Source organism: Enorma sp. (assembly GCF_982429025.1).
In genome coordinates, this window is the sequence record NZ_CEWCAA010000015.1 from 1 (window position 1) to 12,653 (window position 12,653).

12 protein-coding genes are annotated in these 12,653 nt (G+C 60.1%); 11 read left to right on the plus strand and 1 reads right to left on the minus strand.

The annotated features are described in order from the left end of the window. The 3 genes from AC1VS5_RS04055 to ffh form a co-directional block, all read left to right on the plus strand. The coding region (locus AC1VS5_RS04055) for an AAA family ATPase (protein ID WP_481217767.1) at window positions 1-793 on the plus strand (793 nt) is incomplete at its 5' end. Next, window positions 793-1,704, plus strand: coding sequence for a signal recognition particle-docking protein FtsY (ftsY, locus tag AC1VS5_RS04060; RefSeq protein WP_481217768.1), 912 nt, complete (start codon window positions 793-795; stop codon window positions 1,702-1,704). The genes AC1VS5_RS04055 and ftsY, both read left to right, overlap by 1 nt. A gap of 321 nt (window positions 1,705-2,025) precedes the next feature. Continuing rightward, window positions 2,026-3,519 (plus strand): signal recognition particle protein, encoded by a 1,494-nt coding sequence (gene ffh, locus AC1VS5_RS04065; RefSeq protein WP_481217769.1) that lies wholly within the window; start codon window positions 2,026-2,028, stop codon window positions 3,517-3,519. 326 nt (window positions 3,520-3,845) lie between these two features. On the opposite strand, the gene AC1VS5_RS04070 is transcribed toward ffh, so the two are convergent. Next, window positions 3,846-4,730 (minus strand): MerR family transcriptional regulator, encoded by an 885-nt coding sequence (locus AC1VS5_RS04070; RefSeq protein WP_481217770.1) that lies wholly within the window; start codon window positions 4,728-4,730, stop codon window positions 3,846-3,848. Between the two features lie 95 nt (window positions 4,731-4,825). Here AC1VS5_RS04070 and AC1VS5_RS04075 point away from each other — a divergent pair, with 95 nt between their 5' ends. From AC1VS5_RS04075 to ftsH, 8 genes are all read left to right on the plus strand, one after another. Beyond that, window positions 4,826-5,536, plus strand: a complete 711-nt coding sequence (locus AC1VS5_RS04075) for a YitT family protein (RefSeq protein WP_481217771.1) — start codon at window positions 4,826-4,828, stop codon at window positions 5,534-5,536. A 128-nt stretch (window positions 5,537-5,664) separates the two neighbouring features. Beyond that, the gene (gene thyA, locus AC1VS5_RS04080; RefSeq protein ID WP_481217772.1) at window positions 5,665-6,513 is read left to right on the plus strand and encodes a thymidylate synthase; all 849 of its coding nucleotides are present in this window, start codon (window positions 5,665-5,667) and stop codon (window positions 6,511-6,513) included. Window positions 6,514-6,764: 251 nt separating this feature from the next. Beyond that, window positions 6,765-7,979: a DNA cytosine methyltransferase gene (locus AC1VS5_RS04085; protein ID WP_287746822.1), complete on the plus strand. Its 1,215-nt coding sequence runs from the start codon at window positions 6,765-6,767 to the stop codon at window positions 7,977-7,979. After that, window positions 7,963-8,580, plus strand: a complete 618-nt coding sequence (locus AC1VS5_RS04090; protein WP_087186949.1) for an Eco29kI family restriction endonuclease — start codon at window positions 7,963-7,965, stop codon at window positions 8,578-8,580. Before AC1VS5_RS04085 ends, AC1VS5_RS04090 begins: the two co-directional genes overlap by 17 nt. A gap of 72 nt (window positions 8,581-8,652) precedes the next feature. Continuing rightward, the gene (locus AC1VS5_RS04095) at window positions 8,653-8,787 is read left to right on the plus strand and encodes a hypothetical protein (RefSeq protein WP_287746825.1); all 135 of its coding nucleotides are present in this window, start codon (window positions 8,653-8,655) and stop codon (window positions 8,785-8,787) included. 110 nt (window positions 8,788-8,897) lie between these two features. Then, the gene (locus tag AC1VS5_RS04100) at window positions 8,898-9,500 is read left to right on the plus strand and encodes a dihydrofolate reductase (protein WP_481217773.1); all 603 of its coding nucleotides are present in this window, start codon (window positions 8,898-8,900) and stop codon (window positions 9,498-9,500) included. Between the two features lie 2 nt (window positions 9,501-9,502). Beyond that, window positions 9,503-10,429 carry a TrmH family RNA methyltransferase gene (locus tag AC1VS5_RS04105; RefSeq protein ID WP_481217774.1) on the plus strand — a complete coding sequence of 309 codons (927 nt, stop codon included), beginning with the start codon at window positions 9,503-9,505 and terminating at the stop codon, window positions 10,427-10,429. A gap of 155 nt (window positions 10,430-10,584) precedes the next feature. After that, on the plus strand, window positions 10,585-12,489 hold the full coding sequence (gene ftsH, locus AC1VS5_RS04110; RefSeq protein WP_417061643.1) for an ATP-dependent zinc metalloprotease FtsH: 1,905 nt from the start codon (window positions 10,585-10,587) through the stop codon (window positions 12,487-12,489). The last annotated feature ends 164 nt before the right edge of the window (window positions 12,490-12,653 follow it).

Below are 12,653 nucleotides of genomic sequence, written 5' to 3' on the forward strand. Positions count from 1 at the left end.
GAACGAGATCAACGTCGAGCGCGGAAAGCTCGAGGTCCAGGTGGAGAGCGCAGTCTCCGCTATCACCGCCGACGGCACCACCGTGCTCGAGGAAGCGCTCACCCTTCCCGAGCCCGAGGACCGTGAGGCGGCGGAGCGCGAGCTCGCGGGCCTCGTCCGGCAGATCAATAACCTCGGCCCGGTGAACCAGGTAGCTATGGAGGAGTACGAGCGCCTGCGCACGCGTGCGGACTATATCGCGGAGCAGCTCGCCGACCTCGAGAGCGCTCGCCGAGCCCTCACTAAGATCACCGCGGCGATCGACCGTAAGATGCGCTCTGCGTTCCTCACCACCTTCAGCAAGGTGGACGAGAACTTCCAAGAGATCTTCGGCATGCTCTTCCCGGGCGGGCAGGCGCACCTCGAGATGACCGATCCCGAGCACCCCGCCGAGACGGGCATCGAGGTCATCGCGCAGCCGCGCGGTAAGCGCATCACCAAGATGACGCTCATGAGCGGTGGCGAGAAGAGCCTCACGGCGCTCGCGCTGCTCTTCGCCGTGTACAAGACGCGCACGGTGCCGTTCTACGTGCTGGATGAGGTCGAGGCGGCACTCGACGACTCCAATCTCTCGAAGCTCCTCGATGCCATCGATGTGCTGCGAAAAACTACCCAGCTTCTGGTCGTCTCGCATCAGAGGCGCACCATGGAGGATGCGGACGTGCTGTACGGCGTCTCTATGCAGGCCGATGGCGTGAGCCGCGTCGTGAGTCAAAAGCTTGATCGGGCAACCGGAAAGGTCGTGAACGCATAATGGGTCTGTTTGATGCCCTCTCGCGCGGGCTTGAGCGCAGCCGCGAGGCTTTAAATGAGCTCTTCTACTTCGGCGGCGAGGTCGACGAAGGCTTCTGGGAAGAGCTTGAGGACACCCTCGTCATGGGCGACATGGGTGCCGAGATTTCCATGCAGGTGACCGACGACCTGCGCGATCTTGCGGCGCGCAAGAACCTCAAGACCGCGCAGCAGCTGCGCGGTGCGCTCGCTGACCGCTTGGCCGAGGTGTTCGTGGAGCCCGAGCACGATTTCTTCTTCGATACACCGTCGTGCGTGCTCTTCGTGGGCATCAACGGCGCGGGCAAGACAACCACGGTGGGCAAGATCGCCTCCGCCACGCATGAGGCGGGCAAGCGCGTGGTCATTGGTTCGGCCGATACGTTCCGCGCTGCGGCTATCGAGCAGCTCGATGTGTGGGGAGAGCGCGCCGGCGTGCCCGTAGTCAAACGCGACCGCGGCTCGGACCCCGCGAGCGTTTGCTACGACGTGCTCGACGAGGCCGACGCGCAGGGAGCTGATCTGGTGCTTATCGATACCGCTGGCCGCTTGCACACTTCGGCTGACCTCATGCGCGAGCTTGCGAAGGTCGTGAACGTGACCCGCAAGCGCGCCGAGAAGTGCAAGGCGGGGCCCATGCCAGTGCATGTGGTGCTCGTTCTCGATGCTGGAACCGGCCAGAACGGTCTCAACCAGGCGCTCGAGTTCAATGAGGCCCTGGGGCTCGATGGCGTCATCATGACCAAGCTCGACGGCACCGCCAAGGGCGGCATCGCGCTCGCGGTGGCCTCCAAGCTCAAGCTTCCCATTCTCCGTGTGGGCGTAGGCGAGCGCATCGAAGACCTTCAGGACTTCGACGCACACGATTTCTGCCGCGCCCTGGTAGGCGAGTGATGAGTCATTTTGGGACGTGTCCGTTTTGACCACCTCATGGTGCGGATGGTTCGCAGATGGTTCGCAGACACCGGGTGTCTGCGAACCATTTCTGCGAACCAGCGCTACGTCTCACGGCTTAGCTGCGAACCTGCTACCATGTCCGTAGTACCTTCCGTATCCACCCGCTGCGAGTACGTGATGCCGCGCAGTGAGGCCGGATGCATGGCCCGCCGCGAGTTCCACAGCCCTTTGTAGCTTTGCTGCAAAGGGCGAGGACTGCCCGAGCGCCGGACCATGCATCCAGCCACCCTTGGGAGCGGCACCACGATAGGAGCCCCTATGTTTAACAGCTTATCCGACCGCCTGAACGACACCTTCGACCGCCTGCGCGGCAAGGGCAAGCTCACCGAGGCTGACATTACGAGCGCGATGCGCGACATCCGCATGGCGCTCCTCGAGGCCGACGTCAACTTCAAGGTCGTCAAGGACTTCGTTGCCAAGACCAAGGAGCGCTGCCTCACGGCCGAGGTCATGGATTCGCTCACCCCGGCGCAGAACGTTGTGAAGATCGTGCTCGATCAGCTCGTCGAGCTCCTCGGTTCCACGGAGAGCCGCCTCACGCTCTCGAACCGCATCCCCAACGTCATCATGCTCGTGGGTCTGCAGGGCTCCGGTAAGACCACTGCTGCCGTGAAGCTCGCCTACTTGCTCAAGAAGCAGGGTAAGAGCCCGCTGCTCGCCGCGTGCGACGTCTACCGCCCCGCAGCCGCCGACCAGCTCGCCACGCTCGGCGGCGAGATCGGCGTGCCGGTGTTCCGCGGCGACGGCGCCCATCCCATCGAGATCGCCCAGGGCGCGGTGCGCGAGGCCGTCGACCATATGCGCGACGTGGTGATCGTCGACACCGCCGGCCGCCTGCAGATCGACGAGCAGATGATGCAGGAGGCCGTCGACATCAAGAAGGCCGTGAAGCCCGACCAGGTGCTCATGGTCGTCGATGCCATGACCGGCCAGGACATCGTCAACGTTGTCTCCACCTTCGCTGAGCGCACCGATTTCGATGGCGTGATCATCTCCAAGCTCGATGGCGACGCCCGCGGCGGCGGCGCCCTCTCCGTGCGCGCGGTAACCGGCAAGCCGATCAAGTTCGTCTCGATGGGCGAGAAGCCCGATTCTCTCGAGGTCTTCAGCCCCGACCGTATGGCCAAGCGAATCCTTGGCATGGGCGACGTCGTTGGCATCATTGAGAAGGCTCAAGAAGCCGCCAACGCTGAGCAGCTCGAGGCCGCTGAGCGCATGCTGCGCGACGGCTTCACCATGAACGACATGCTCGAGCAGATGCGCATGCTCAAGAAGATGGGTGGCATGAAGTCCATTCTCGGCATGCTTCCGGGCGGCCAGCGCATGCTCAACCAAATGGGCGGCAACATCGATGACTCGGTCTTCGACAAGGTCGAGGCCATGATCAAGTCGATGACGAAGCAGGAGCGCGTGAAGCCCTCAATCATCAACGGGCAGCGTCGCGCGCGCATCGCCCGCGGTTCCGGCACCACCCCCGCCGACGTGAACAACCTCATGAAGCAGTGGGGCGAGATGAACAAGATGATGGGCAAGATGCGCACGATGGCCCAGCAGGCTCAGGGCGGCAAGAAGGGGAAGAAAGGCAAGCGCGGCAAGAAGATGCGCATGCCTGGCATTCCTGGAATGGGCAACATGGGTGCGCTCGGCGGCATGGGCGGCAACCCGTTTGCCGGCATGGGCGGCAGCTCCGGCAACGCCGACATGGATATGCTTCGCGCTATGGAGCAGCAGATGAAGGGCAAGAAGTTCTAATCGATTCAGGTGGTTCGCATCTTCTTTTTTCTTATTCAGTGGAAGGCCCGGCAATCCGGGCCTTTTGCGTTGCGGATTATGCCCAGAGGGGCTTTGCGCGGGCCCCTTTTCTGGAGAAAGCGCTGATTACATCTCCGGAGCGAAACCCGGTTTCAACTTTTGGGCACTTGAACGAGCGAACGACGAGTAGAGCCGCGTCTGCACGAAGGACACCAGCAACCTGACCTGCGGTTTTAATTCTGTTGCCTGCCTGGCTACTTACGCGCAGCGGCTTGGAGTGCCCAAAAGTTGCAATTGCAGATGAAGCGAGTGCCTCAAGGGCCCTCTTATGCTTCGTTTCCAGAGATAGAATGCCCAACAGCGGGGCCGTCAACCCTGATTTCAATGCGCGAGAGGAATTCCGTTGGATCTGCGGTATCTCTATTGTCTATCTCGTAGAACTCATACGGCGGGCCCGCAATCTCAAGACGGTGCAGAGCGGCATAGGACAAGAGCTGCTCGTAGATTGCGCCGTTCTGCTCATAGGGGCCTCGGTAACGCATGACGAGGTAGGTGCCACCTTCCAGCATGAAGTCGCACGGGGCGTCCTCGTCGTCTTCAAGACCCTCGAGAACGAAAAACACCGAATGATAGACATTCGCCCTGCCTGCATCGAGGTCTTCGACAGAAAGCGCGCCTCCTATCTCGAGCATGCCTAGATGGGGGAGTATGTGCTCGTACTGTCGGTGCAGGCGCTGGATAAGGAGGTCCATCTCGGCATCTCGTTCGATGCGCTCGGAGAGCTCGACGCAGCGCCGATTCGCCCGGCTTACCATTTCAATCGTATCGACAGACCGGTTTTGGGCATCATCGAGCTCATGGGCATGTTCCTGAACGGTTTTCAGGTCGTTTTGAAGCTGCGCGATGCGTTCCTCGAGCATGCAACGCTCGCGATCGAGCAGTTCGCGGGTAGATGCGACTGTCTGCCGATCAAGGTAGTCCTTGATCTGTTTCATGGGAAGGTCGAGCCTGCGCAGATCCTTGATGAGCGAGAGCTTGTACATGTCGTCGAGGTCGTAGAGCCGGTACCCGTTTGAACCGCGCTGGGGAGAAACGACGCCGAGGCGTTCGTAATACCGTAAAGAATCGATGCCTATCCCGAACAGGCGGGAGATTTCGCTGATGGTGTAGTTGCGCTTTGTGTGTTCTGGCTTCTGATGTGCAGATTCCATGGTGGCATCCCATCGATTGCTTGACCCTGGTACGTTACCAGAGTTTATCGTTACGGGCGAATTAAGGAAACGTACGGTAAAGGGATTTCGATACTATGCGTCTTGAAGCATCCGCCATCAAACGACAACTGCGCTCGCTCGCTTCGTGGTCTACGGTTCGGCGCATTGCCACGATTGCGCTTGGATGCGGCATCCTCACCTTCGGTATGCACAACGTTCACCAGGTCGTCGGCATTACCGAGGGCGGCGTGCTCGGTGGCATCTTGCTGCTCAACCATTGGTTTGGCATCGATGCCTCGATTGCCTCTCCCATCCTTGATGCCTTGTGCTACACGGTTGGCTTCTTCGTTTTGGGCGCGGGGTTCCTCGGCTGGTCCGCCGTGTCGAGCGTTCTCCTTGCGCTGTTCTACGCGCTTTGGGAGCGCCTGCCGCACCTTTTCCCAGATCTTTCTGCGTATCCGCTGCTTGCTGCTATTGCTGGAGGCATCTTCGTGGGCGTAGGAGCTGGGCTCGTCGTGCGCTGCAATGCCTCTGCGGGGGGAGACGACGCTTTGGCGCTGTCAATCCACAAGGTGTTCGGTCTCAGGCTCGCTCGCTGCTATCTGTTCACCGACCTTACGGTGCTCACCCTGTCGCTCTCCTATATTCCACTTTCTAAGATTGCGTTCTCGCTCGTTACTGTGTTTATTTCTTCTCCGCTGATCGATTTCGTGCAGAACATAGGTGCATCTCCGGCCGAGGACACGCAGAGCGTTGCGGCCCCTGCGCATGAAGCTTGCCCAGAGGCATCGTCGGAGCTTTCGTGAACGTTTTCGGGGGCGTCGGTCCTCGCGTACAATGAAGATGCATCCAAGTGGCTGCGCCCGGTTCGGAGGCACCGAGCCGGGCGCGCCGTTTTGCGTACGGGGCTTAGCCGCCGGAAAGGGAGACGCATATGAGCAAGGCAGACCAGCTGTTCGTGAAGATGTGCACGGATATCTTGGATCACGGCACCACAACGGAGGGACAGAAGGTTCGCCCTCGCTGGGAGGACGGTACGCCCGCCTATACCATCAAGAACTTCGGTGTGACGGCCCGTTACGACCTTCGTGAGGAGTTCCCGGCGCTCACGCTCAGGCGTACGGCGCTGAAGAGCGCCATGGATGAGATTCTTTGGATCTATCAGCGCAAATCGAATAACATTCATGACCTCAATAGCCATATCTGGGATGAGTGGGCAGACGAGTCGGGCTCGATTGGCAAGGCGTATGGCTACCAGATCGCGCAGAAGTCGCACTACCCCGAGGGCGATTTCGACCAAATGGATCGCGTGCTCTACGACCTTACGCACACACCGTACTCGCGCCGCATCATGACGAACATGTATACCTTCGCGGATCTTTCCGAGATGCATCTGTATCCCTGTGCCTATAGCGTCACCTATAACGTGACGCATGCCGCGGGCGACGAGAAGCCAACGCTCAACATGGTGCTCATGCAGCGTAGTCAGGACATTCTTGCAGCGAACAACTGGAACGTATGTCAGTACGCGATCTTGCTCATGATGGTCACGCAGTCGGTAGGTATGGTTGCAGGCGAGCTCTTGCACGTGATCGTGGATGCGCATATCTACGACCGGCACGTGGACATCGTGCGCGAGCTCATTGCGCGGCCGCAGTACCCCGCGCCGACGGTTCGACTGAACCCTGAGGTCACGAGTTTCTACGATTTCACGACCGACGACCTTATCGTCGAGAACTACCAGCACGGCCCGCAGGTCAAGAACATCCCCATCGCGGTGTAGCTATCTTCCGGGGAGCGCCTCCCGCCGGCTTTTCGTCCCGTGCTCAGACAGTCCTCGGCTGCGCTTCGCTTGCCTGTGGAACTGCGCCGGGACGATAAGCCGTCGGGAGGCGCTCCGTGCACGGCTGCCTTACGGAGGTGCTGGCATGCGATGCCTTTCTGCACTGCGGAGCTATCTGCTGGATAGTATCGTGTCCGAGCGGTATGGTAGGGTAAACGTATGAAAGTATCCGGCACATTCTCGTGGAGATTATGATGGGGAACGCACTAACTTCTATCGAGCTTTTTGCAGGTGGTGGCGGTTTGCTGCTGGGCTGCTCATTGGCGGGGTTCACCCATGAGCTTGCTGTTGAGTGGGATGGTCCCTCCTGCGCCACACTGCGGAGAAACGAAGCGTGCGGGTACCCGCTCATTGCGGGTACGAAGATTCATGAGGGTGATGTCCGAGATGTCTCGTGGAACAACTATGTCGGTCAGCTCGATTTGCTTGCCGGCGGGCCGCCTTGTCAGCCATTCTCTCTGGGCGGATTGGCCCGCGCGGCGTTGGATCCACGCGATATGTTTCCGGCGATGACGCATGTGTTGTCGGTGCTTCGTCCCCGTGCGTTCGTTATCGAAAATGTCAAAGGCCTCACGCGCTCGTCATTCGCCGATTACTACTCATATATCCTTTTGCGCTTGCAGCATCCCACGCTGACCGCACGGGAGGATGAGAGTTGGCGCGATCATCTGGCCCGTCTGTCGCGTGAGCATACGTCAGGCGTTCACGATGATCTTCGGTATGAAGTTGTTCCCACCGTGGTGGATGCGGCGGATTACGGTGTTCCTCAGCATCGAATGCGGGTCATCATCGTTGGTTTTCGTGAAGACGTGAATGCGGATTGGTCTTTTCCCGCAAAGACGCATTCTGGTGCCGCGCTGTTCGAGGCAAAGCAATCGGGTGACTATTGGGAGCGTCATGCCGTTCCGATGCGCGGCCGCTCTCTCGGTTCACGCCATTCCGGAGATGCTGGATTGCTTCCGTGGCGTACGGTGAGAGACGCATTGGCAGGATTGCCGGAGCCGCAGATTGGTGGAGTGCCGGGATGGTTCAATCATGAGTTGCGGACGGGTGCTCGCTCGTACCCAGGTCATACGGGGTCGCTGCTCGATGAACCGTCGAAGGCGATTAAGGCCGGCGTGCATGGTGTCCCAGGCGGAGAGAACATGCTACGCTATCCGGATGGCCGGGTGCGCTACTACAGCGTGCGGGAGGCTGCGCGCATTCAGTGTTTCCCCGACCGGTATGAGTTCGATGCCAATTGGAGCGAATCTATGCGGCAAATCGGGAATGCGGTGCCGGTGCGTCTTGCTCAAATAGTCGCCTCGTCTGTTGCGGTTGCGCTTCGGCTCGATGATGCCAAGCGTGCGTACGACGCATCTCTCGTTCGGGAGCTCGAGGAGGTCCACTATGCATCAGCCCGTTGAGTTTAATCCTTTATCCTATGGGGCGATTCAAGATTCTTTGTCGCAAGCGCTGATGGATGCTGAGTTGATCCCGCTTGGTGACGTTGAACGCTTCGAGGGCAACGGCGTGTATGCCTTGTTCTACAACGGTCCGTTTCAAGCGTATCGGGTGATTTCTTCACCAAAGGGAGAGACGCCCGTCTACGTGGGGAAAGCTGCTCCGTCCACGCGTAAAGGCGAGGAATTGTCAGCAATGCAATTATTGGGAGCCTACGGCGGTACATCGCTCTTTACGCGTATGAGAAATCATCGGGCCTCCATTGAGGCTGCTGAAAACCTTGAGGTGGACGATTTTCAGGTGCGTCTGTTGGTGCTGTCATATATCTGGGTACCGCTGGCGGAAACATCCGTCATATCGCGCTATCAACCGGTTTGGAACACCATTGTTGATGGATTTGGCAACCATGATCCCGGTGCCGGTCGCTATAACGGGATGCGCCCGCGTTGGGATACGCTGCATCCGGGTCGTGCTTGGGCAGAGAAGCTCCGCAAACGCGAGGAATCCGCAGACGATATTGCGCAAGATGTCACTTCATACCTTCAAGCGCAGATGGAGGTATAAGCAACCATGGCGAGCATTGCTTGGCCGGGGGGACGATATACCCGCCCCCGCCGGCCCTGCAAGGTTTTCCGTATGATTGAAGCAGCATCCTCTGCACCGAGCAAAGAAGCAACGGTTGACGAGCCAGTAGCGAAAGGTATCAAAGAAGTCGCCCCTGCGTTTTCTTCTGTGTGGACCGAAGCTTTCCGCGCAGTAATGGTCGAGTGAGAGAACTCGCCCTATCGTCCCGCGCGCAGTTCCGCAGGCAAGCGAAGCGCAGCCGAGGACTGTCTGAGCACGGGACAATGGGGCGGGCGATACCAACGAGGAGGTATCTTATGAGCAGAACGCTTTCCGCTATCGTGGCGGTGTGCGATGACTGGGGCATTGGTCGCGAGGGAGACATGCTTGTAGCCAATCGTGCCGATATGCGGCATTTTGTGCGGTGTACCAAGGGACACACCGTCATTCTGGGACGCAAGACTCTCGAGAGCTTTCCGGGAGGGCGTCCGCTCAAGGACCGTCGCAACATCGTTCTCACGCGCGATGCGTCCTTTACTTGCGCCGGTGCCGAGATCGCCCATTCCGTGGACGAGGCGTTATCGCTCCTTAGTGAGGATGAAAATGCATGGGTTATCGGCGGTGCAGAGATATATCGCCAGCTCCTCCCGCATTGCACGCGCGCTGTGGTTACGAAGAACCATTGCACGCGTGCCGCGGACACGTTTTTCCCAAATCTCGATGGCGAAAAGTCCTGGCGTCCTGTTGAGACCGATGGCGGCTACGTCATCCAGCCGGGCGAGGGCGATGAGGGGGTTGCGTTCGAGTTCGTGACGTACGAGCGCGTGGAACCTAGCGACGCCGACAAGGGCACGGGTTATTCCTGGTTCGATGTTGCGGTCGACGTTGTTTCGACTGCGCTTGACCACGTGGTGGGATAGCGATGGCTGCCTACGAGATCATTCATATTACCTCGCTCGACGATCCTCGTCTCGATGCGTACACCAAGCTTACGGAGCGCGAGCTGAGGAGCGTCCTCGAGCCTGAAAAGGGCATCTTCATCGCAGAAAGCATGAAGGTTATCGAGCGCGCTCTTGCGGCCGGTATGCAGCCTGTGAGCTTCCTTTTGGGCGAGCGCTGGCTCGACGCGGTTCAGCCGTTGCTCGATGGCCTGGAGCGGCGGCTGGCCTCAGGGCCAGGTGAGGGGGGCGCAGAGCGGGCTGGCGGAGAGTATCCCATTCCCGTCTTCGTTGGACCTATGGATCTCCTCGAGCAGCTCACGGGCTTTAGCGTGACGCGCGGAGCGCTTTGCGCCTGCCGCCGTCCCAAGCTGCCCGACCCGCGCGAGCTACTGAGCGAGGCGCATCGTGTCTGCGTGCTCGAGGGAATCGTCGACCATACGAACGTGGGCGCTATCTTTCGGAGCGCAGCCGCCCTTAACGTGGACGCGCTGCTCGTAAGCCCAACATGCTGCGATCCGCTCTACCGCAGGGCCGTTCGCGTATCGATGGGCACCGTTTTCCAGGTTCCGTGGACGCGCATCGGATCGGATGCACGCCATTGGCCCGCCGACGGCATCGCTACGCTTCACGAGGCTGGTTTTACTTGCGCTGCGATGGCTCTGACCGACGATTCGGTTTCGCTTGACGACCCAGCTCTTGCCGAAATCGACCGCCTTGCGCTCTTTATGGGAACCGAGGGCGCCGGGCTTGGCCGCAGGACCATCTCGGGCTGTGACATGGCCGTGCGCATCCCCATGGCTCATGGTGTGGATTCGCTCAACGTGGCCGCGGCTTCGGCAGTTGCGTTCTGGCAGCTTTGCCCGCATGCGTCTAACAGCTACCATTACCAGCGCGGCATCTACGGCTGAGGTTACCCGTCGCACTCAGGTGCGGTTTTGTGAGCGCATCACGGGCAGCCCGCTAAGGCTCGAGCTATTTCGCCGGCCATCAAACCCGTCCGTTTAGGGGTCCTCTGCAGGGGGTATCATGCACAGCATATGCCCCAAAGAAACGGAGTAGCCCTATGGAGATGGACGACCATAAGCGTAGACGGAATATGATCCTCTACGTGCTTATAGCCCTCGTCGTGTACCTTGTGCTCAACACCCTGCTGTTCCCTAACATGGCGCAGCAGGTTCAGATCAACGATGTGAGCTATAGCCAATTCATCGATGACCTCGAGGAGAAGAAGGTCGAATCGGTCCAATACACCGATGGCGATTATTCGGCGCTCTACACGCTCAAGGGCGGCGAGGACAACGTTGCCTATCAGTGTACCGTCATGCCGAACGACTCGGGCCTCACCGACCGTATCGTTGACGCTGGTGCAACGCTTGAAGTCATCATTCCCAATAACGATTCGAGCATCTGGACCTACTACCTCATGACGCTCGTGCTGCCGTTGCTCGTCTTTGCCTTCATTGGCTGGTGGCTTAACCGCCGCATGAAGAAGGCCATGGGCGACGACGGCCCGTCGATGAACTTCGGTTCCGGTGGCTTCGGCGGCGGCATGGGCGGCGGCCTCGGCAAGAGCGGCGCGCGCATCGTGGCTTCGAAGGACGTGGGCGTCACGTTCAAGGACGTCGCGGGCCAGGAGGAGGCCAAGGAATCGCTCAAGGAGGTCGTCGATTTCCTCGAGAACCCCAAGCGCTACGAGGACATCGGCGCGCGTCTGCCGCGCGGCGCCTTGCTCGTAGGCCCTCCGGGTACCGGCAAGACGCTCCTCGCCAAGGCGGTTGCCGGCGAGGCGGGCGTTCCGTTCTTCAGCATCTCGGGATCCGAGTTCGTCGAGATGTTCGTGGGCCGAGGTGCCGCCAAGGTACGCGACCTCTTCAAGCAGGCGAACGAGAAGGCGCCCTGCATCGTCTTCATCGACGAGATCGATGCCGTGGGTAAGCGGCGCGACCAGGGTCTTTCGACCAACGATGAGCGCGAGCAGACCTTGAACCAGCTCCTCACTGAGATGGACGGCTTCGACAACCACAAGGGCATCGTGGTGCTCGCCGCCACGAACCGCCCCGACTCGCTCGACCCGGCGCTTCTGCGTCCCGGCCGCTTTGATCGGCGCATCCCCGTCGAGCTTCCCGATCTGGCCGGCCGTAAGTCCATCCTCGAGCTCCATGCCAAGGATGTGAAGGTCCAGCCGCCGATCGACCTCTCGGCCATCGCGCGCGCCACGCCCGGTGCCTCGGGCGCAGACCTCGCCAACATCATCAACGAGGGCGCGCTCCGAGCCGTGCGCCAGGGGCGCAACCGCGCCACGCAGGAAGACTTCGAGGAATCGGTCGAGGTTGTCATCGCGGGCCAGCAGCGCAAGTCCACCGTGCTTTCGGACCACGAGAAGCAGGTCGTCTCGTATCACGAGATCGGTCACGCTATTGTTGCGGCCAACATGAAGGAGGGCGCGCCGGTCACCAAGATCACCATCGTGCCGCGCACTTCGGGCGCACTCGGCTACACCATGCAGGTCGAAGAGGACGAGAAGTTCCTCACTACGCGCCAGGAGGCGCTCGACAAGCTTGCCGTGTATTGCGGTGGTCGCGCGGCCGAGGAGCTCATCTTTGGCGAGATGACCACCGGTGCCGCCAACGACATCGAGCAGGCCACGAAGCTCGCGCGCAACATGATCACGCGCTTCGGTATGTCTGAGGAATTCGGCATGATGGCGCTCGGCACCGTCCAGAACGCGTATCTCAACCAGGACACCTCGCTCACCTGCGCGCCGGGCACCGCCGAGCGCGTGGACGAGGACGTGCGCAAGCTCATCGAGGAGGCGCATACGCGTGCCACGCAGATCTTGAAGGAGAACAAGTTCAAGCTGCACGAGCTCGCTCGCTACCTCTATAAGAAGGAGACCATCACGGGCGACGAGTTCATGACGCTCCTGAAGCGCGAGAACCCGCTCATGCCGCCGAAACCCACGGCGTAAACGTTCATCGCATTGCGACTTTGTAACGGCCCGCACCGGATTGTCCTGGTGCGGGCTGTTGCATGTCGAGGCATCATGCCATGCGCTTTCGTGAGGCATGCCCTCGCACTGGGTGCCGAGAAATTGTCGTAGGTATTGTCGAAAAACTGGACGAGAAAGCTACA